Raw genomic sequence first — 22,185 nt, 5'->3', positions numbered from 1 at the left:
GGAATTGTAATTGATGGTGAAGGTTCAAAGGTTATTTGCAAAGACTAATTTGAAAATTCCCATTTATCAAGCCCTTTGAGAGAGGAGAAATCTTTTCTCAAAGGGCTTTTTCTATTTTTACGGATATTTGCAAACTACAAGAAAAAGCCGAAACCTCATATACTTTAATCACAGAGGAAGTGGAGGTTTTGATATGAGTAACAGCTTAGCGGCAGTACATCCAGAATTGATTGCAGAGTGGTCAGAAAAGAATTTACCACTGACACCGGACAGTATAACTTTCGGCTCGAATAAGAAAGTATGGTGGAAAGGTGCTTGCGGTCACGAATGGGAAACAAGCGTAAAGGCTCGTTCCAACGGCGAGAAATGCCCGATATGCTCCGGTGCAAGAGTAGTTGCAGGCATTAACGATTTAAGTACATTGAAGCCGGAATTAGCTTCAGAGTGGTCAGAGGAAAATGAAATCAAACCGACAGAGGTATCTATCGGCTCACACAAGAAAGTGATATGGAAATGTAAATTAGGACACGAATGGATAGCCACTGTAAAGAGCAGAACCATCAACAAAACAGGCTGTCCGTATTGCTCCCATAATAAAGTGCTTGCAGGATTTAATGACCTTGCAACCCTGTTCCCGGAAGTTGCAGACGAATGGTCTGATAAGAATGAAAAGAAGCCTACCGAAGTTATGGCGTTTGCAAACAGCAAGGCTTGGTGGAAGTGCAGAACCTGCGGTTATGAATGGAATACGCTTATCTCTACTCGTTCTGGTGGCAGTAAATGCCCCTGTTGCAGTGGCTATATATTTATTAAAGGAAAAAATGACCTGAAAAGTACACACCCACAGATAGCGAAAGAATGGTCAGAGAAAAACTATCCTCTGCAACCGGATGAAGTCAATGCAAAGTCGAGGAAAAATGTATGGTGGCATTGCAGAAAATGTGGAAACGAGTGGAAATCAGTTATAAATGCCCGTGTGAAAGGAACGGTTTGCCCTGTCTGTGCAGAGCGAGAAGTGCTTGCCGGATACAATGACCTTGCAACAACTGATAGAGAATTGCTTGTTGAGTGGGATTATGAATTAAACAAGTTAAAACCGACAGAAGTTTCAAGAAATTCGGCAAAGAGAGCATGGTGGCAATGCAGATACGGTCATTCTTGGAGTATGAAGATAAACGAGCGTACTGTTCTCGGAAAAGGGTGCAGAATATGTGAGCAGGAGTATCTGTCATTGTTCCCGGCTCTTGTAATCAGTTATTATGCCAATTTGAAAGGATTGAAAGTTGAACTTGGCTCTGATAGGTTATTCGGCATTCCACTTGATGTATATATCCCACTGGAGCAGATTGCCATTCAAGTGAATACGGACTCGGAGAAGATAGACATACTAAAGGAACATCTCTGTAAACAACGTGGAATCAAACTCATTAAGTTGCAGATGAAACCAAACGAAGCGGAACCCGAATATGCACAGCGTATCAAAGCAGCATTTCAGAGCGTACATATATTTATATCTTCCGATACAGAAGAAGATGTTAAGATAATCAGGAAAATATTTAAGAACTGGAGGAACAGTCGATGAGAGAAAAGAAATATCACATTTATCTAACCGATGATGAGCAAAGCAGAGTGCTACAGTCGCTTATCAATCTGAAAAACAACCTCATAGTACAAGGAAGATACACCGACGCAGTAGATGAAGTTCTTCTGAAAGTGCTGTCCGCAAAGAAAAAGAAACTGAAAATCAAATAATTTCAAGCATTTATGCCGTCTGTTTTTTTAACCGAAACAGGCGGCTTTTTTTGTTGTCTAAAATTTTTTGAAATTTTTTCGGAAAAGCAGCGATTTTGGGTGTCCAAAATGAAGCCTTTTGTGCAATGAGTGAAGGGGTTAATTCCTGATGATGAAAACGGAAGCCTTTTCACTTGTTCTTTGACAACTGAATACACAGGTCGTTAAGACTTTAATTCTGATGATAGCCACTTTAGTAGGTACGCCGAAACTTCTGAAAATTTCAGAACAGCGAGAACTCCTGCTATGAGTATCGGATTGCAACCGATATGGCGATGACGGTCAGAAAGATAATGATACTTCTCTACGGAGCTGGCGGAGTACCCGGCAGAGGTTAGATTCCTATGATACAGATAAGCAGTCTGTTCCTTAATGACTTCCCGAAAGCGATATGCTTGGCAAGGGATATTGAGAATAAATATTGCCACGACCGTTTAGAAAATGAAACGGTCAAGTACATAGCCGTTTTTATTGGCTATGAATAAATCGAAAGGAGGACGCAAGAGGTGTCAAACTGCAAAACGATTGCCATATGCAATCAAAAAGGCGGAGTCGGAAAGACAACGACAACGGTTAATCTTGGTGTTGGTCTTGCAATGCAGGGTAAGAAAGTCTTGCTCATTGACGCAGACCCACAGGGAGATTTAACCACCTGTCTCGGTTGGAGAGATACGGATAACTTGGGTATCACGCTTGCAACGAAACTTACAGATGTGATTAGTGAAACGATGAATGACCCGACAGACGGTATCCTGCACCACGAGGAAGGTGTTGACCTTTTACCGGCGAACCTTGAACTTTCGGCGATGGAATATAACCTAATGAACGCTATGAGCAGAGAAACCACTTTGAGGAATTATTTAAGTCAGGTCAAAGACAGATATGAGTTTGTTCTGATTGACTGTATGCCCTCACTGAGTATGGTAACACTCAATGCTCTATCTGCGGCAGACAGCGTGATTATTCCGGTGCAGGCACAGTATTTGCCGGCTAAGGGTATGACCCAGCTTGTGCAGACCATTTCAAAAGTCAAGAAGTATATCAATCAGGATATTAAGATAGACGGTATGCTTCTCACTTTGGTGGATAACCGCACAAACCTCGCCAAAAGTACGGTGGAAGCTTTGCGGGAGAATTTCGGAAATCAGATTAAGCTGTATCGCACATCTATTCCGATTGCTGTAAAAGCCGCAGAAACTTCTTCCAAAGGAAAGAGCATTTTTGCTTATGAGCCAAACAGTACGGTGTCAAAGGCATACACCGAATTTACGAAGGAGGTGTTAGCCGATGGCAGGAAGAAAGAGCGACTTCACTCTCACGAGGCTCGATGACCTTTTTACAACGCAGGCATAGAGAGAGGAAGAAAGACTTTCTAAAATCCGAGATATTCCATTAGAGCTGATTGACGATTTCCCCGACCACCCGTTTAAGGTCAGGGACGATGAAGATATGCAACAGCTTGTCGAGAGTATCAAGGAGCGTGGAGTGATTACACCGGCAACGGTAAGGCAGAAAGAGGACGGAAGATATGAACTCGTATCCGGTCACAGACGAAAACGAGCAAGCGAACTTGCCGGTTTTGAAACGCTAAGATGTGAGGTTGTTGACCTTAATCGAGATGAAGCCACAATTTTAATGGTGGAAAGTAATTTCCAAAGGTCGCAGATACTTCCCTCTGAAAAAGCCTTTGCCTACAAAATGCGATTGGACGCAATGAAAAGACAAGCAGGCAGACCTACGAAAAATAATTTAGTCCCAGTGGGACAAAATTATTCAAGAGAAGAACTTGCGGCACAGAGTGGCGAAAGTCAAACACAAATTCAGCGTTATGTTCGCCTTACAAATCTTGTTCCCGAACTGCTTGAATTTGTTGATGAGGGGCGAATTAAAATGCGACCGGCGGTTGAATTGTCGTATCTTGACGAAGATTGTCAGCGTGATGTAGTTGACGAGATTGATATGAACGACGCAACTCCCTCTCACGACCAGACTATCCGTATGCGAAAGTTTTTCGATGAGGGTAAACTCACAACCGAAGCTATCCAAGCCATTATGTCGGAGGAAAAGCCAAACCAGAAAGAGAAGATTGTGCTAAGGGGCGACAGAGTAAGACAGCTTATCCCGAAAAACATTCCCGTCAGTCAGACGGAGGATTTTGTCTGCAAAGCATTGGAGCATTACAACAAGTATCTCAGGCAACGAGCAGACCGTGACAGCAGATAGCCGATTTTGTTACTCCCCCTTCTCACACTCTACCCCCTAATACCTACTGTTTACTTGCTGAAAAGATATATTCTGTCTCACTTGAATATACCTATCTCTCATAACTTATAGCTGTCTAATAAAGGGTTCGCACATTTGAAGTGTAAACAAAATGTCTGATACGATAAAAAGTTTGGATATTCGCACCTTTGCTGTTTTTCGCCCGATTGATTACGATTAAGGCGAAAGGAGTGATAGCTTATGAAAAAGAAATGGATGGTTTGTATGATTGCCTGCTTGATGATTTTGCTTGCCGGATGTAACGGTAACACAGCGAAAGAAACCGCACGAAATGACACGGATAAAAGGATTTCTTCTACGGCTGGTAATACCGAAACAATGACCGAAACAGAAAAAGCAGATGATACAACAAGTGTTGTTCCGGAAACAGAGCAACCGGTATCAAGTGAAGCAACAACAGAGCCGAGTCAGCAGGAAAAGTCGGATGTTTCTTCTACGGCAGGTAGTAAGACGGAAACTGCAAAAAGCTATGAATCCGTTCATGTAACGAAAAAGCCTGACAGTACTCAAGAGCAGAAGCAGCCACAGCAACAACCGAAGCCAGAGCCGGAAACACCGACGGTTAAGGAAGAAGTGAAACCCACGCAGCCAAAACCGACGGAAGAAGTAAAGCCGAGTTTTGATGTTAATTCCTATGTCAATTACGCCAAGAGTTATGCCCAAAGCATTGGTTTGGAACTTGACAGCACCGCAACGGATTGTTGGGATAATCCTATCACTGTAAATGCAAAACGCACAGGCATTAAGGATGATATTCAAAGCAGGCTGAACAGGTATAAAAATGTGGAGGGCTTTACCGCAGTATGCGTATGGGCAGAAAAGGTATCCGATACGGAATATGAAATCTATATCGGCTACTGCTAAAAAAACAAAATAAAATACAGTATCGGACGCACTGAGATAATCGGTGCGTTCTTTCATTTTAAGGAGGAAACTTAGATGGTAAAGACGAAAATCAAGAGAGCTGTATCGTTTGTTATGGCGACGGTTCTCGGTCTCAGTGCCTTTATGAGCATTGGGACAAGTACAGCGTTTGCCGCAAGCGGAGAAAAGACCGAAGTGTATATGGTTGATTTTCCTCGTGACGGAGACGCTAATTACGACGGTGTGTGGGGACACAGTAACCTTACCTTGAAGAACGGTTGGCATACCGGCAGTTCCACCCACACCAACTTAAAGGCAATCGGCTCGTATTCCGGTAACATTGCCTATTGTATCGAACCGGGTGTTTCACTCAGTTCCAGTCAGAGTATGAACAAATACGATGAAAATTATTTTAACAACATCACAGCAAACGGAGTTATCTCCGGAGATGAAATCAGACTCTTTATCGGTCGTATCTTGCAGTACGGCTATCGAGGAACGATTTCAACAAGCTGGAGGTCGCAGAACGAAAGTGCGGCAAACAGTATTGCTCACGCCTATGCAACACAGCTTCTTATTTGGGAAACTGTCGTAGGCGAGCGTGACGCAAACTTTAATCACAAAGCAGCCAGTGGTTGCAGTAATGTGAAAGATGTTATCAATGCCAAACATCCGCTTCGCAGTAAGATTATGAGTTACTACAACAGTATGGTCAGCAGTGTGCAGAATCACACAGTTGTGCCGAGCTTCTGTACTAAATCAAGCGGTTCAGCGAAAGTCAATGAGCTTGAATGGAACGGAAGCAAATATGTTACAACCCTTACAGACTCAAACGGTGTACTCTCCAATTATGCTTTCAAGGCGAGTATTAGTGGTGTAACATTTTCCACAAGCGGAAACAAACTTACGGTGTCAATGGATAAAGCACCGAGTAAGGAATTTACCATTACCGCAAGTAAGAAAAACGGTGTCCGCAGAGGTGTTGTCGTATGGTCTGAGGGCAAGCACGGTCAAAATTCAAGCGTGCAGGATGTAGTAACTTATGCTCAGGAAGTCAGCGACCCTGTGACCGGATATGTGAAGATGAAAGTCAGTTACGGTTCTTGTCAGATTGTGAAAACATCTGAGGACGGAAAGGTTGATGGTATCAATTTCACTATTTCAGGTAACGGAGTAAATCAGACAGTTACCACAGCAAACGGCGGTAAGTTCCAGCTTGATAACCTTATGCCGGGCATATATACCGTTACGGAGCAGTCCATTGACAAATATGTTCCGCAGGAAACCCACAGAGTAACCGTTGTTGCTGGTCAGGTGGCAACCGTAAACTTCAACAATGTTCTCAAGAGAGGTAATCTTCAGGTCATTAAATCATCGGAAGATAATCTTGTGGAGGGTGTGAAATTCCACCTTTACGGTACTTCCCTTGCAGGCATTGCAGTTGATGAATATGCAGTTACCGATAAAAACGGTGTAGCAACATTCAAAGATGTTCTTATCAGCGGAAGCACACCATATACGCTCGAAGAAGTGGACACAGCAATCCGCTATGTCGTTCCCGAAAAACAGACTGCACCGATTCAGTGGAAAGAGGTTACAAACCGTGATTTCACAAATATCTTGAAGAAGTTCAGCGTAACCGTAACAAAGAGCGACCGAGAAGAAGGCACTGCTCAGGGCGACGCTAAACTTTCCGGTGCTGTTTACGGAATTTATAAAGGCGACACACTTGTGGATAAGTATGTAACCGACAGCGACGGACAGTTCACAACTAAGGAATATGTCTGCGGCAGCGACTGGACAATCAGAGAAATCACACCGAGCGAGGGGTATCTTCTTGATAAGACAATCCACAAGGTAGGTGCAGAGCCAAAACTCTTTACGATTGAACACAATCTTGTGGCAAATGACGTGACAGAGCAGGTTATGAAAGGCAATATCGCTATCATCAAACATACCGATGATGGGGAAACCAAGATTGAGACACTGGAAAACGGTGCTGAATTTGAAGTGTATCTGAAATCTTCCGGCTCATTTGAAAAAGCCGACAAAGATGAAAGAGATACCATAGTTTGCGATGAAAACGGATTTGCTCAGACAAAGGATATGCCATACGGCGTATATACCGTTCATCAGACTAAAGGTTGGGAAGGTCGTGAGTTTATGAAAGACTTTGATGTTTTCATTTCTCAGGACGGACAGACCTACCGTTATCTCATCAACAATGCCAACTTTGAGAGTTATATCAAGGTGGTAAAGAAAGATGCTGAAACAGGCAAAACTATTCCGTATGCAGGTGCAGGTTTCCAAATCTATGACCCTGCCGGTAACAAAGTAAGTATGACATTTACTTATCCGACACCGACAACCATCGACACATTCTATACCGACGCAGACGGTCAGCTTGTTACACCTGAAAAACTGGACTATGGCAAGGGATATTCACTTGTTGAGGTTCAGGCTCCGTATGGATATGTACTCGACAGTACTCCTGTTTCCTTTGATGTAACAGAAGAAAATTCCACACAGGAAGGCGGTATCACATTGATTAAGGTGGACAAGCCGAATATGGCACAGAAAGGTACGATTTCCGTTGAGAAAACAGGCGAAGCATTTTTCGGTGTCAGTGTATCCGGCGAGGAGGATAAAGATGTGATTTATCAGCCGGTGTATAAGGTCAAAGGACTTGCAGGGGCGGTTTATGAAATCACAGCCGATGAAGATGTTATTACACCGGACGGTACACTTCGTTATCACAAGGGCGATGTGGTAGATACCGTAACAACCGATGAGGATGGCACTGCTAAGAGCAAGGAACTCTATCTCGGTAAATACACCGTTGTTGAAACCAAAGCACCGACAGGTATGGTCATCAACAAAGAAAAGCATTCGGTAGAACTCACTTATGCTGGACAGGATGTAGCGGTAACAGAAACCGCAACCAGCTTCGTAAACGAGCGACAGAAAGTGAAGATTTCTCTTGAGAAAATCTTAGAGCAGGATGAAACCTTTGGTATCGGAAAGAATGATGAAATCAAAAATATCAGCTTCGGTCTTTACGCAAAAGAAGATATTGTATCTTCAAGCGGAACAGCTATCCCGGCTGACGGTTTGATTGAGATTATCACGCTTGATGAAAACGGAGCAGCGACTGCAAATACAGACCTTCCATTTGGCAGCTACTATGTCAAGGAAATTGCCACAGATGAGCATTATATCCTCTCCGACACACAGTATCCGTTCACATTCGAGTATGCCGGTCAGGATACCGAAACGGTTGAAATCAAGGTAAATGACGGTAAGCCGATTGAGAATAAACTCATTTACGGTTCTGTATCCGGTAAGAAAATTGACGAGAACGGAGAAGCACTGGGCGGTGCTTTAATCGGCATTTTCAAAGCAGATGAAACCGAGTTTACAAAAGAACACGCTATTATGACTGCCACATCTGAAAAGGACGGCAGTTTTTCTTTTGCCAAAGTTCCTTATGGAAAATGGATTGTAAGAGAGATTGAAGCTCCTGAAGGCTTTGTGCTTGATGATACTTCTTACGAAGTAAACATCTGGGAGAATGAGCAGGTCATTGAAGTGGAAATTACCGACGAATATATTCACGGTAATATTGAACTTACCAAAGTGGACGCTGATTATCCGGATAACAAACTGACAGGTGCAACTTTTGAAGTGTATAAGGATGTTAATGGCGACGGTAAACTGGACGATGACGATGAACTTATCGGAAATCTTGACGAAACCGCAACCGGTATCTATGAGATGAAAGAACTTCTCTACGGTAAATATCTTGTACGAGAAACCAAAGCACCGGAGGGATTTGTGCTTGATAAGGGCGTTTATTCCGTATTCATTGAAAAAGGTGAAACTACCTACAAAGTAGAAAACAAAGCGGGAGTCGGCTTTATCAACGAAGCAATGAAAGGAAACCTGAAAATTAAAAAGACATCTTCCGACGGTAAGGTGGAAGGCTTCACTTTCAGAGTAACAGGTGTCAACGGTTATGACAGCACCTTTACAACCGATAAGAATGGCGAAATCTCCGTAGATGGACTTCGTATCGGCGAATACACAGTGTCTGAGGTCAACGACAATGTATCTGCCGGATATGTTTTACCTGCCGATAAGAAAGTGACCGTAAAGGTTGGCGAAACGGTAGAAATCGAGATGCATAACGAACTTCGTGATACACCGAAAACCGGCGATGACAGAAAGACCAGTCTTTGGGTAGCACTTGCAGGTGCTTCTGCACTCGGTATCGTTGCAACGGTTGTTGCTTCCAAGAGAAAGAAGAAAAAGGAGGGCAATGAATAATGGACGCAAAGACAATCGTAGCAGTTGTTTTGGTCGCCTTTATTATCGGCGGCTTTATCTTCTTACAGATTAAAAACAGAAAGAAATAAGAAACAAAATGGTGGGCGGAGCGTAAAAAACTCCGTCCATTTACTTTATGGAGGTGCTTTATGAATAAGCAGAGAACGGTTGACAGCAAGGTGCTTGCAATCCTAAAAGAATGCCCTGAAACAAGGTATGACGATATGCAGCTTATCCTCTGCTATTACAACCGATACAGTTATTTGAAAGTCGGCGACTTATCTCTTGAGGATATAGTCAACAACTACAAGGGCTACGGTTTACCGTGCTTTGAAACTATCCGCAGGTCGAGACAGAGGGTGCAATCTTTGTTCCCGGAACTTTCCAGACAGTGCAGTGGCTGCGACAGCAGTATTCGTGTAGTCATAGAAATTGAATAAGGAGGACGGCAAGATGAGCAAAACGACATTTCAACAGAAAACAAAGTTAATGGCGAAATTGTTTGATTCCGGTTGTAATACGGAAAAGAAATTACAACAGCTTGATATGGAGAGCATTTTGAAGATTCCGGGTATCACGATACCGGATATGGCACTCATCATCGAACTTCAAAAAGAAACCAAAGTCAACAAGCTGTTCTCATATTTGGGAGGTGGTACGGATGAACAGTCAGGAACATAAGGAAAACAGCATCCGCTTTATTGACAGTGGATATAACGAGAAATTCCGTATAAATGACGGAGATAAAATCCTGATTCACACAAGAAACGGAACAACATTGGAGCGTGAGTGTAAATATATCGACGACTATCACACACAAATCGGCTCGGATGTTTTCCACATCTGTGAATTTGCAGAGATGTGTGAAAGAAACGGTCATATCGTTGAACCTGCCAGAAAGGAAAAGATTAAACCGGCAAAAAGCAAAGAAAAAGAACGATAAGGAGGTGCGAAAGCAGTGTCAAGAAAATACGAACTCATATCCGAACTCTATGACAGAACCTGCAAGACGGTTGTTTCCAATCCGCAGAATTGGCAGAATTTCTTGCAGTCTGCGTGCAGGAACTATAAGCTGCGATATGATGAGCAGTTGCTTATCTACGCACAGCGACCAGACGCAACAGCAGTTCTTGAGATTGAGCGTTGGAACAGGAGCTTTGGGCGATGGGTAAATAAAGGTGCAAGAGGTATTGCGGTATTTGCCGATGAAAACAGAGCAAGACAGAGACTCACCCACTACTTCGATATTTCCGATACCCACGAGAGCAGATATTCACGTCCTGTTCCACTTTGGGATATGAGGGATGAATACACAGACGATGTTATTGAAACGCTTGAAAGCACATTCGGGAAACTGGATAATAAAGTCACTTTGGGCGAAGCGGTTATGAGTGCCGCACAAAATGCCGCAGAGGATAATTTGCCGGATTATCTTAATGACCTCATCTATGCTTCTGAGGACAGCTTCCTTGAAGGGCTTGACGAAACGATGATTGCAAGTCTGTATAAAAAGGTTGTCACAAACAGCGTGGCATATATGATGATGACAAGACTTGGAATTGATACCGGCGAATATTTTGAAGCCGATGATTTTCGAGATGTTACCAATTTCAATACACAGGATACGATGAACGCTTTAGGCTTTGCCACAAGCGATATTGCAGAAATGGGACTTTCGGAAATCTCCAAAACAGTGATGGCACTGAACCGTCAAAATCGCATAATTGAAGCAAACAGGCAACCGGAATACAATAAAGACATCAAAGACGAAAGGAGCAGCGATTATGAACGAGATAACATACACGATGGTCGGGGATTACAATCTTCCGAACCTGACTCTGCCCGAACAGCCGGAGGTCATTCAGGGCAAGTGGTCGCAGATGAGGAGAACTTATCTGAAAGAACACCACAAGGTTCAGTATTACAATCTCCTGACGAAAGGGATACTGAGCAGTCATCTGTCGGAAGTTCAGCAGAGGGCGACCGAACTGGAGGAAACGCTTATCAGACAGATGGCAGAGAAAGAGGGACTGACGGAGCAGATGAAAGCGGACGATATGATGAATTGGATTCGCTTGATGAACAACATCAGGAACTCGGCACAGGAAATCGTGAAGGAACAGGTAATATTCATTTAGAATATTATGACAGAAGTAACGAGAATAAGAGCCTACCGTTTTTCGGAAGAGATGATACTATAAGAGAAATACTCGGTACTACACCGCATTTGTCGGCTTCTCTCGAAGATATTAAAGACTTCTATGAGAGAAATACCGATAGCGATACCCGTACCGAATATATCAAGAGTATCTTCAATAACGACTATACGGAACTCTCATTAGAGGACGGGAGAACCGTAGGTTACAAGACATTTCAAAATGTTTTGCACCTTTGGGAAGGTCATTATGACAGCAGAACTGCACAGAGTTTCTATAACTGGAGCGTGATTGCACAGCATTTTGAAGCAATGCGTCTTTTGGGAGAATTAAATGATAGAATGAAACCGCTACCGTCGGCAGACGGACAGATGAGCTTCATATTAGACGGTCAGGCAGAGGAAAACAAAACCTCTGCCTTTACTTTTTCTCAGGAGATTATCGACGCAGTTCTGACTTGTGGAAGCGGTATTTACGAAGGTAAAATGCGTATCTATGAGCAGTTTCAAAAGAGTTTATCTTCAAAAGAAAATGCAGACTTTCTCAAAAACGAATACGGTTGGGGAGGTTCATATCCTGTCATTATCGGTGCAGGTATTGATGAAAACCACGATGGGAAAGGCATAACTCTTTCAAGAGGATTTGGAAACGACGCACCGAAACTCACTCTTAAATGGACACAGGTGGAAAAGCGTATCGGGGAGCTTATCCGTGCAGACAGATACTTAAATCCAAAGGAAAAGGAGCAGTATCCGCAGTGGCTTGAGAAGCAGGAAGCAAGACGGGCAGAAATCGAGGAGCAGAAAAGAAATCGGGAAATTCTTTCTACTGCACCACCTGAAGAAGGGGAGCAGACAAATGATGATGACATTATCGGTAAGGAAGTTGTGATTGACGACCGCCGATTTGTTATTGAAAGCGTCGGTAAAATAAGCGGCGATGTTTCTATGCGTGATGTCACTTTTGAGGACAGCGTAGGTTTCCCGATTAGCCGTGTAGAGAAGATTGATTATGTCCGCAGTCTGCTTGCAGAGCAAACACAGGAACAGCAATTACCTGAAACCCGATATGAATATCATCTTGGAGACACGGTATATATCGGTGCTTCGGAGTATGAAATCTTATCTTTTGATGATGAGAGAGTAATGCTTTACGATACAGAAATGCCACTGTTCAACAAGGAGTTTTCAAGGGGAGAATTTGACCGCAAAGTGCGGGAAAATCCGCTGAATGACCACTTGAGGGTAACGGTATTACCTGCCGCAGAAAAAGCCGATACAGACGAAAATATCACGCATAGTGATACCAAAACTGAACAGAAAACAGATTATGAGGATGCGTTTTTTATTAACAGAGAACAGGAAAGCGTTACTTGGATGTACTTTAATCCGGACAGTAGTGCCGGAGGTCAGTATGTTACAAATACGCTTTCTTTTGATGAAATCAGAAATGCTGCACAGAACTATAAATCGGCAGATGAGTTCTTTGATTACCTTGGCAGTGTCGCAAATCAAACCCTTGCCGATATAGGTACAGAATGGTTTGAAGAAGCAGATAAAGCTTTCAGGCAGACACCGGATTTTACAGAATGTACGACAGAAACAATGGAATCACTCATTGAAAATACCGAAAGAAGCGATATGGTAGCAACCAATATTGGTAAAGTACCTATTGAGGACTTCCGAGAAATCATTGCAAATCAGAATGGCTTTGACAGCTACGATGAGATGTATAACGAGGGCATTCGTATCGGCAACGGGTACGATAAAGAGCCTGAACCGATAAAACCGCAGTGGGAGAATAAAACGAGCAAGGTCAAGAGTTTTGATTTGCACCCGGATATTCCGATGGCAGAGAGAAATACTTTTGATTTGCTTTCCAATCCAGTAGAGCCGGCAGGCAAGAAAGAACGCTTTCGCAGGAATATGGAAGCCATAAAGGTTCTGAAGGAATGTGAGTTTGAAAACAGATTTGCCACACCCGAAGAACAGCTTATTTTGTCGAAATATGTCGGCTGGGGAGGTTTGCCAGAAGCCTTTGATGAGAACAATTCGGCGTGGGCAGATGAATTTGTTGAGTTATATACCACACTCTCTCCCGAAGAATACACAGCCGCAAGAGAAAGTACACTGACTGCCTTTTACACTCCTCCCGAAGTTACCGACGCTATCTACAAGGCTATGGAACAGATGGGATTTATGGAGGGCAACCTGTTAGAACCGTCCTGCGGTATTGGTAACTTTATCGGTATGTTGCCGGAGTCGATGAGAAATACAAAGATTTACGGTGTGGAGCTTGATAAGATTTCGGCAGGAATTGCACAGCAGCTTTATCAAAAATCTTCCATAGCGGCACAGGGATTTGAAGAAGTGAATGTACTGGACAGCTTCTTTGACGGAGTTGTGGGGAATGTTCCGTTTGGAGATTTCAAAGTGCTTGATAAGAGATACGATAAGTATAACTTCCTTATTCACGATTATTTTTTTGCAAAGTCTTTGGATAAATTAAGACCCGGTGGTGTGATGGCACTTGTTACAAGTAAAGGTACGATGGATAAAACCAATTCGTCGGTCAGAAAATATATCGCACAAAGAGCCGACCTTTTGGGAGCAATCAGACTTCCAAATGATACTTTCAAAGGCAATGCCGGTACGGAAGTTGTATCGGATATTTTGTTTTTGCAAAAGCGTGACAGGCTCATAGATATTGAACCCGATTGGGTACAGCTTGGCACAACTGATGACGGTATCACGATGAACTCGTACTTTGTGGAACATCCCGAAATGATACTGGGCGAAATGAAAACAGTAAGCGGTCGCTTCGGAGAAGAGGTAACCTGCGTACCTTTTGAAAATGCAGATTTATCCGAATTGTTATCGGAAGCGGTAGCAAATATACACGGAGAAATAAACGATTACGAAGTAACCGACGAGTTGGAGGAAGAAGATAATTCTATCCCGGCAGACCCGAATGTAAGGAATTTTTCTTACACAGTGGTGGACGACAAAATCTATTTCCGTGAGAATTCTCGTATGACTTCGGTGGAGGTGTCGGCAACCGCCGAGAACAGAATCAAGGGTATGATTGCGGTTCGTGACAGCGTTCGCAACTTGATTGAACTTCAAACCGGGGACTATCCGGACGAAGAAATCAAAGCCGAGCAGTCAAAACTCAACAGTCTTTATGACAGTTATACTAAGAAATACGGACTGATTAACAGCAGAGCGAATATCTCTGCTTTCAGCGACGACAGTTCTTTTGCGTTGCTTTCTGCACTTGAAGTAATCAACGAAAACGGAGAACTGGAACGCAAGGCGGATATGTTCTTCAAGCGTACAATTAAGCCGCATAAGCCGGTAGAAAAGGTAGATACCGCCAGTGAAGCACTTGCTGTTTCTATGGGAGAAAAAGCCGGAATTGATATGGAGTATATGTCAAAACTCACAGGTAAAAATGAAGAAACACTCTATCAGGATTTGAAAGGTGTTATCTTCTTAAATCCGCTTCACGGATATGGAAATGTAACTGAGGCAAAGTATTTGATGGCAGATGAGTACCTCTCAGGCAATGTCAGGGAGAAACTTATCACAGCCAAAAAAACTGCCGAGGTGTATCCTGAAGATTACAAAATCAATGTGGAAGCACTGGAAAAGGTTCAGCCGATAGACCTGACTGCAAGTGAGATTTCCGTAAGGCTCGGTGCTACTTGGCTACCGCAGGAGGTAATCCAGCAGTTTATGTTTGAGTTCCTTGATACACCGAGATATGCACAGTGGAATATAAAAGTTCACTTCTCTCCCTATACAGGCGAATGGAATATCGAGGGTAAATCCTATGACCGTTCCAATGTCAAAGCGTATAGCACATATGGCACAGGTCGTATCAATGCCTACAAAATAATTGAGGAAACGCTGAACCTGAAAGATGTTCGTATCTTTGATTATATCGAAGATGATGAGGGCAGGAAAAAAGCTGTCCTTAATAAAAAGGAGACGGCAATCGCACAGGCAAAGCAGGAACTTATCAAACAAGGTTTTCAGGATTGGATATGGGCAGACCCTGACCGTAGAGAGAAACTGACGAAGATGTATAACGAAAAATTCAACAGCATAAGACCCCGTGAGTACGACGGAAGTCACATCACGTTTAGTGGAATGAATCCGGAAATCACATTAAGGGAACACCAGAGAAATGCTGTAGCTCACATTCTGTACGGCGGAAATACCCTACTTGCACACGCAGTTGGTGCAGGCAAGACGTTCGAGATGGTAGCGGCATCGCAGGAGTCGAAGAGACTTGGACTATGTAATAAATCGCTGTTTGTTGTACCGAATCATCTAACGGAACAGTGGGCGGCTGAATACTTGCAGCTTTATCCGTCAGCAAATATACTGGTTGCAACGAAGAAAGATTTTGAAACAAAGAACCGTAAAAAGTTCTGCGGAAGAATTGCAACAGGAGATTATGACGCAGTTATTATCGGACATTCCCAATTTGAAAAAATTCCGATGTCCATTGAAAGGCAGAGGGCAATTCTTGAACAGCAGTTGAATGAATTGACGGAAGGAATTGCAGAACTAAAGCGTAACCGAGAAGAAAACTTCTCTGTCAAACAGCTTGAAAAATCAAGAAAATCCGTCAAGCAAAAGCTACAAAAACTTAACGACCAAAGCAGAAAGGATGATGTTGTTACCTTTGAAGAATTAGGTGTGGACAGGCTTTTTATTGACGAAAGCCATTACTACAAAAACCTTTATCTTTACACAAAAATGCGTAATGTAGGAGGTATCGCACAGACGGAAGCACAGAAATCTTCCGACCTTTTTATGAAGTGCCGATACCTTGATGAGATTACCGGCGGACGAGGAACAGTATTTGCGACAGGTACGCCTATTTCAAATAGTATGGTGGAACTTTACACCATTCAGCGATACTTGCAATATAATACCCTTGTAAAAAATGGATTACAGCACTTCGATGCTTGGGCTTCCACATTTGGAGAAACGGTAACAGCAATAGAACTTACGCCGGAAGGAACGGGTTACAGAGCGAAAACACGCTTTGCAAAATTCTATAATCTGCCCGAACTTATGGCGATGTTCAAAGAGGTTGCAGACATTAAAACAGCCGATATGCTTAATCTTCCTGTACCGGAAGCAGAGTATCATAATGTGTCGGTTGAACCGTCCGAAATGCAGAAAGAAATGGTTGCCTCCCTTGCAGAGCGAGCCGAGAAAGTTCGTGGAGGAGGTGTAGATTCAAGCGTAGATAATATGCTCAAGATAACAAACGACGGAAGAAAACTTGCACTTGACCAGCGTATGCTAAATGCTATGCTGCCTGATTTTGAAAACAGTAAAATCAATGCCTGCGTTGATAATGTGTACCGCATTTGGGAAGAAAACAAAGATAAAAAGTCAGCACAATTAGTGTTCTGCGACTTATCGACACCAAAGAATGACGGAACATTTTCTGTCTACAATGACATCAGAAAGAAGCTCATAGAGCGAGGTGTTCCTGAAAGCGAAGTCCGATTTATCCACGAAGCAGAAACCGATGTGAAAAAGAAAGAACTGTTTCAGAAAGTTCGTAAAGGAGAGGTCAGAGTGCTGATGGGTTCGACTCAAAAGATGGGTGCCGGCACGAATGTTCAGGACAGGCTTATTGCACTTCACGATGTTGATTGTCCTTGGCGACCGGCAGACTTGGAGCAACGCAGTGGTAGAATTATCCGTCAGGGCAACTCAAATCCAAAGGTGGAAATCTATCGTTATGTTACAAAGCAGACCTTTGACGCATATCTTTATCAGCTTGTTGAGGGTAAGCAGAAATTCGCTTCACAGATTATGACGAGCAAATCTCCGGTCAGAAGTGCGGAAGATATTGATGAAACCGCACTGTCTTATGCCGAGATTAAAATGCTTGCCACCGGCAATCCATATATCAAGGAAAAGATGGATTTGGACATTCAGGTACAGAAATTGAAACTGCTAAAATCCAATTTCTTATCTGAAAAGTACAGCCTTGAGGACAAGATAATTAAATATTACCCGCAGCGTATCACTTCTCTTGAAAATCGCATTAACGGTTTGACAGCAGATGTAGAAACTGCAAAACAACACCCGAAACCAACAGATGACCGCTTTGTCGGAATGGAGGTTAAGGGTGTTTTTTATTCTGAAAAGGCGGACGCAGGTAAAGCAATCATTGAAGCCTGCAAGGAGATGACAAGTCCTGCACCAGTCCTTCTCGGCAAGTACAGAGGATTTGAAACGGAACTGTCTTTCGATACGACGGAGCGTTCCTATTGCGTAACGGTCAAAGGAGAAACCAGCAAACAGGTATCGCTTGGCGATGATGTTTTCGGTAATATCACTCGTATTGATAATACGGTTGAGCGTTTTGTAGACGACCTTGAAAAAGCAAAGGACAGTCTTGCTGATACGAAAAATCAGTTTGAAACCGCACAGAAAGAAGTGCAAAAACCGTTTGTGCAGGAAGAAGAATTGAAGTCGAAACTCGCCCGTTTGGACGAGCTGAATATCCTACTCAATATGGATAAAAAGGAAAATGAAATTGTAGGCGGCGAACCTGATGAGGGCGAATCCACCGAGAAGCGAAAGGAGAAGTCGTATGAAAGATAAGGAAGAAATGTGAGGTGGTCAGTATGCCATATATAGCACCGGAAGTCATAATCGAAGCAAAGAGAATGGATTTGCTGACCTATCTTCGCACCTATGAACCGGGCGAACTTGTCCGTTATAGTGGTAACACTTACTGTACCAGAGAACACGACAGTTTGAAGATTTCAAACGGGAAATGGATGTGGTGGTCGAGAGGTATCGGTGGCAAATCTGCCCTTGACTATCTTATCAAAGTCAAAGGACTTGATTTTGTAGAAGCGGTTGAAACCATTATGGGACAGTGTGCTGTTTCTGCTCCAGTCTATGAAAAAGAAAGCCGGAGTTATGAAAATCAGCAGCTTCTTTTACCGCAGAAAAGTCCAAGTAATGATGTGGTCACGCAATATCTTTTCAGTCGAGGGATTGATTATGAAATCATAAACTACTGCCTTGATAAGAAACTTATCATTGAATCACTGCCATATCACAATGTTGTTTTTATCGGTTATGACGAGAAAAAAGAAGCAAAGTATGCCGCATTTCGGGCAACAAACAGCAGTCGTATTATGGGCGACTGCACCGGAAGCAAGAAGCAGTTTTCTTTCAGGCTGACAAATGAAGAAAGCAGAGAGGTACACTTGTTTGAATGTGCCATCGACCTGTTATCTTATGCCACATTAGCAAAGATGGAGGGCAGGGATTGGCACAAATTAAACCTTGTTTCTCTCTCCGGCGTGTATTCGCCTAACAGAGAAACGGAAAAGTCCAAAGTGCCGGTTACACTTAAAAATCTGCTTGAAAAGAATAAGAACATTAACCGTATCGTGCTTCATTTTGACAATGATATTGCTGGAAGAAAGGCTGCAAATGCACTGAAAATTAAATTAAAAGACAGATACGAAGTCGTTGACGATCCGCCCAAGTGCGGAAAAGATGTCAACGACTTTTTGTGTATCAAATTAGGAATTTCGAAGAAGAATGAAAGGAGTTTTGAGAGATGAGCGAAAAAATAAATGTACTTCTCATTGAACCGGGCAAATATCCGAAACAGATTGAGATTGAGGATACGCTGGAAGCAATGCAGGAAACCGTAGGCGGATATATTGAGGAATATATGCCTTTTGATGATGAAGTTGCAATCGTATGTAACGAAGAAGGGAAGATGAACGGTGCGGAATTAAACCGTGCAATCTACTCCAATGATAAGGAAATCCTCGACATTATTGCAGGCAAATTCTTTATCGCATACGCACCGATTGAGTCGGAGAGTTTTCTTAGTATGCCAAAGGATTTGATGAAAAAGTATGAGGATAAGTTCCGATATCCGGAGCGTTTTTATCAGACGGACAAGGGCATTGAAGCGAAAGCATATAAGCCAATTTCAAAAGATATGGAGCGATAAAAAGACAGACGATGGGGCAACCCGGAGAGTCTGCATATTCTTAGCGAGCAGTGTATTTGGATAGCACACTACCAAATACCTCGTTAGGGGTTGCCCCTAATACCCCAAGAGAAAGGAGAACGCTATGCGTGAGATAGCATTGGTTGCTGTCGGTGTAATTGCCGGCGGCTTTATCGGAGTCACTTTTATGTGTCTGTTTCAGATAAATAAGGACAGACACTATATCATCACAAGAAAGGATGGCACAGAAAATGAGGAAAAGAAACATTCAGAAGATTGTTAGGTTCAGTCGAGATGAAGCACAGGATTTGCAGAAGAAGGCAAAAAAGGCTTGCCTGAGTGAAGCCGGACTTATCCGTTTGCTTCTTCGAGGATATGAGCCGAGAGAAAAGCCAGACGAAAGATTTTATGATGTAATGCGTGAGCTTTCTTCTATCGGCAACAACATCAATCAACTTGCAGTTAAAGCAAACGCTCTTGGCTTTGTTGACGCACCGCAGCTTAAAAAGGAAGCGGAGCGTTGGCATAAGTTTCAGGCAGATATTGAGCGTACTTATTTAAGACCCGATAAGAGTGAAATGAAATGGCAGTAAGCAAGTTGTGGACGGTCAATTCAAGGCTCGGTCAGGTTATCGACTATGCTGCCAATCCTGAAAAGACGGCGGCAGATATTTATACCGAGGAACAATATCAGGCACTTGCCGATGTTCTCTCCTATGCAAAGGACGAAGAAAAAACCGAACGAGAATATTTTGTGGAAGGTATCAACTGTAATCCGACCACTGCCCGTGACCAATTTGTGTCAGTCAAGCAGGCGTATGGGAAAGAGGATGGCATACAAGCCTATCACGGATATTTGAGTTTTAAGGAACAAAATATCACACCGGAGCTTGCACAGAAAATCGGGATGGAGTTTGCAAACGAAGTGTGGGGGAAAAGATTTCAGGTTGTTGTTACAACGCACCTAAACACCAAGCACCTGCATTGCCACTATGTAATTAACTCTGTTTCATTCAAAGACGGCAAGCGATGTCAAGATACTTCGTGGTTTAAGTTCAGAAAAGTTGCCGACCGTATTTGTGAGAAATATGGATTATATTACAATCCAAACCCGAATCGCAGTAAGCAATCCTCTTACTACTATAAGCAGGAACAGGCGGGAATGCCGACCAGATATTCTATGGTGCGAGAAGCCATAGATGAAGCGATTGCCCACAGCACAAATATCAGAAGTCTTGATTACGCACTTACGCAGATGGGATATGAGCATTGTCTAAGTGAGAGCCGGAAGTATTGGACGATTGTACCAAAAGGGTACACGAAACCCATACGACTTAAAAATCTCGGAGAAGATTATACCGAGGAAGCAATCAGGCGTAGGCTTATGGAAAATCAGAGAGTACGCATAGTTCCGTTTGCAAAGCAGACGGTGGTTATCAGGCAGTACCGATTGCCTACAAAAGAAAATAAAATCAAAAAAGTGTACGGACTGTATGGTTTGTATCTGCATTACTGTTACAGACTCGGTTATCTGCCCAAATACAAAAAACAGAATACAGCAAGACTTCACTACCTTTTGAAAGAGGATTTATTGAAGCTGGATAAAATCACAGCGGAGACAAGGCTGCTCGGACGAGAAAATATTTCTACGGACGAGCAGCTTTTCTCATATAAAGAGTCGCTGAAAGGTCAAATTAAAACTTTGAATGACGACAGAACGCACCTGCGAAAAAAAGCAAGAACAAAGATGAGTGACGATGAGCTGTCTAAGGTCAAAGAACAGATTTCGACGGTAAGCGACAAAATTCGGGAGCTGAACAAAGAGGTTCGTCTCTGTGACGACATTGCCGAGAGGTCAAAGGTTATGGAGAAGAACCTTGAAACAATCAGAGCCGAAGAAGAAAAACAACAGCGAAAGGAGCAAAAGCGAAATGACAAATTCAGGTGACGCAGCCGAACAGGTCGTCAGGTTATCCCTTGAAGGCTTTGAAGTTGCTGCAAGACTTACCGGTTCAGCCGCAAAGAATATCGCAATTCTTCTTGCTTCCGTATTAAAACAGGAAGCAACGCAGGCGAATAAGACAAGAGGCAAAGCCCGTCTTACCAATATGATTAAATCAGGCAAGGAGTTGAAGGTATTTTCCATTCCGAATAAGGATTTAAAGAAGTTTACCGAACAGGCAAAACGCTACGGTGTTCTCTATTGTGTTCTCCGAGATAAGAACACAAGGGGAGATAATGTCCCGATTGATATTATCGCACGTGCGGAGGACGCTTCTAAAATTCAGAGAATCGTTGAGAGGTTTGAACTCGGTAAGGTGGATAAGGCGGCAATCGTAACAGAATCGCAGAAAGCGGTTGAAAAACGAGAAGCCGTGGAAAAAGATAAACCGACAAAATCCAAGAATGAAATCATCACGGAGGAAGCTGTACGAAAACCACTTCAAAAAGAGGAAAACGCACAGTCAAACCCCACAACCGCCAAAACGGACAAAAACCCTCCGTCAAGGCAAAACTCAGAGCCGGAAGATATGCAAACTGATAAGGGTATTGCTGTTGACAGACAGAAGAAGCCATCGGTCAAAGAAAAACTTGACCGCTATAAGGCTAAGGCAAAACAGCAAAAAGAAGCAGAACGCAAAGAGCCGGAAACAGATAAGGCAAAGCATTCTTCTGCACCGAAGCAGACGGTACACCAACAGCCGAAAACAAAATCCAAGAAACCGAAAGAGAGGTAATT

At 43.0% G+C, this 22,185-nt stretch carries 17 protein-coding genes and 1 pseudogene; all 18 read left to right on the top strand.

Annotated elements, in window-relative coordinates; translation table 11 throughout:
- The first annotated feature begins 193 nt into the window (after positions 1-193).
- The 18 genes and pseudogenes from DXC23_RS10985 to DXC23_RS10910 all read left to right on the top strand — a co-directional run bounded on the left by DXC23_RS10985 (position 194) and on the right by DXC23_RS10910 (position 22,183).
- Positions 194-1,582: a zinc-ribbon domain-containing protein gene (locus tag DXC23_RS10985; protein WP_117706354.1), complete on the top strand. Its 1,389-nt coding sequence runs from the start codon at positions 194-196 to the stop codon at positions 1,580-1,582.
- A complete protein-coding gene (locus DXC23_RS12565; protein ID WP_199523080.1) occupies positions 1,579-1,752 on the top strand; it encodes a hypothetical protein in 174 nt (57 codons plus the stop codon). Before DXC23_RS10985 ends, DXC23_RS12565 begins: the two co-directional genes overlap by 4 nt.
- Positions 1,753-2,135: 383 nt before the next feature.
- The gene (locus DXC23_RS12465; RefSeq protein WP_158552568.1) at positions 2,136-2,276 is read left to right on the top strand and encodes a hypothetical protein; all 141 of its coding nucleotides are present in this window, start codon (positions 2,136-2,138) and stop codon (positions 2,274-2,276) included.
- Positions 2,277-2,297: 21 nt separating this feature from the next.
- Positions 2,298-3,122, top strand: a complete 825-nt coding sequence (locus DXC23_RS10975; RefSeq protein ID WP_002587791.1) for a ParA family protein — start codon at positions 2,298-2,300, stop codon at positions 3,120-3,122.
- A pseudogene (locus tag DXC23_RS10970) lies at positions 3,079-4,014 on the top strand (ParB/RepB/Spo0J family partition protein). Before DXC23_RS10975 ends, DXC23_RS10970 begins: the two are co-directional and overlap by 44 nt.
- 240 nt (positions 4,015-4,254) lie before the next feature.
- Positions 4,255-4,938, top strand: a complete 684-nt coding sequence (locus DXC23_RS10965; RefSeq protein WP_117706349.1) for a hypothetical protein — start codon at positions 4,255-4,257, stop codon at positions 4,936-4,938.
- A gap of 75 nt (positions 4,939-5,013) precedes the next feature.
- Positions 5,014-9,264 carry a SpaA isopeptide-forming pilin-related protein gene (locus DXC23_RS10960; protein WP_117706346.1) on the top strand — a complete coding sequence of 1,417 codons (4,251 nt, stop codon included), beginning with the start codon at positions 5,014-5,016 and terminating at the stop codon, positions 9,262-9,264.
- A gap of 149 nt (positions 9,265-9,413) precedes the next feature.
- A complete protein-coding gene (locus tag DXC23_RS10955; RefSeq protein WP_117706344.1) occupies positions 9,414-9,704 on the top strand; it encodes a hypothetical protein in 291 nt (96 codons plus the stop codon).
- A gap of 13 nt (positions 9,705-9,717) precedes the next feature.
- On the top strand, positions 9,718-9,945 hold the full coding sequence (locus tag DXC23_RS10950; RefSeq protein ID WP_117706342.1) for a hypothetical protein: 228 nt from the start codon (positions 9,718-9,720) through the stop codon (positions 9,943-9,945).
- Entirely contained in the window at positions 9,926-10,207 is a 282-nt protein-coding gene (locus DXC23_RS10945) for a hypothetical protein (RefSeq protein ID WP_117706338.1), read from the top strand. The genes DXC23_RS10950 and DXC23_RS10945 overlap by 20 nt, the downstream gene beginning before the upstream one ends.
- An 841-nt stretch (positions 10,208-11,048) precedes the next feature.
- Complete coding sequence (locus DXC23_RS12725) at positions 11,049-11,402, top strand: TnpV protein (RefSeq protein WP_225359666.1); 354 nt, start codon at positions 11,049-11,051, stop codon at positions 11,400-11,402.
- Positions 11,403-11,731: 329 nt separating this feature from the next.
- Positions 11,732-18,064 carry a DEAD/DEAH box helicase family protein gene (locus DXC23_RS12815; RefSeq protein ID WP_347474802.1) on the top strand — a complete coding sequence of 2,111 codons (6,333 nt, stop codon included), beginning with the start codon at positions 11,732-11,734 and terminating at the stop codon, positions 18,062-18,064.
- A gap of 23 nt (positions 18,065-18,087) precedes the next feature.
- Positions 18,088-19,044 carry a DUF3991 and TOPRIM domain-containing protein gene (locus tag DXC23_RS10935; protein WP_117706333.1) on the top strand — a complete coding sequence of 319 codons (957 nt, stop codon included), beginning with the start codon at positions 18,088-18,090 and terminating at the stop codon, positions 19,042-19,044.
- The gene (locus tag DXC23_RS10930) at positions 19,041-19,445 is read left to right on the top strand and encodes a DUF3846 domain-containing protein (protein ID WP_002587800.1); all 405 of its coding nucleotides are present in this window, start codon (positions 19,041-19,043) and stop codon (positions 19,443-19,445) included. Before DXC23_RS10935 ends, DXC23_RS10930 begins: the two co-directional genes overlap by 4 nt.
- A gap of 124 nt (positions 19,446-19,569) precedes the next feature.
- Positions 19,570-19,728: a DUF3789 domain-containing protein gene (locus DXC23_RS10925; protein WP_002587801.1), complete on the top strand. Its 159-nt coding sequence runs from the start codon at positions 19,570-19,572 to the stop codon at positions 19,726-19,728.
- The gene (mobC, locus tag DXC23_RS10920) at positions 19,697-20,038 is read left to right on the top strand and encodes a plasmid mobilization relaxosome protein MobC (protein ID WP_002587802.1); all 342 of its coding nucleotides are present in this window, start codon (positions 19,697-19,699) and stop codon (positions 20,036-20,038) included. The genes DXC23_RS10925 and mobC overlap by 32 nt, the downstream gene beginning before the upstream one ends.
- On the top strand, positions 20,029-21,393 hold the full coding sequence (locus tag DXC23_RS10915) for a relaxase/mobilization nuclease domain-containing protein (protein WP_117706330.1): 1,365 nt from the start codon (positions 20,029-20,031) through the stop codon (positions 21,391-21,393). Before mobC ends, DXC23_RS10915 begins: the two co-directional genes overlap by 10 nt.
- Positions 21,377-22,183 (top strand): PcfB family protein, encoded by an 807-nt coding sequence (locus tag DXC23_RS10910; protein WP_117706326.1) that lies wholly within the window; start codon positions 21,377-21,379, stop codon positions 22,181-22,183. The genes DXC23_RS10915 and DXC23_RS10910 overlap by 17 nt, the downstream gene beginning before the upstream one ends.
- Positions 22,184-22,185: the final 2 nt, after the last annotated feature.

This window comes from Eubacterium sp. OM08-24, from assembly GCF_003438075.1.
In the GTDB taxonomy this organism is placed as follows: Bacteria; Bacillota; Clostridia; order Oscillospirales; family Acutalibacteraceae; genus Ruminococcoides.
Note: the sequence above shows the minus strand (reverse complement) of the source record. Positions and strands in the feature narration are given on the sequence as shown.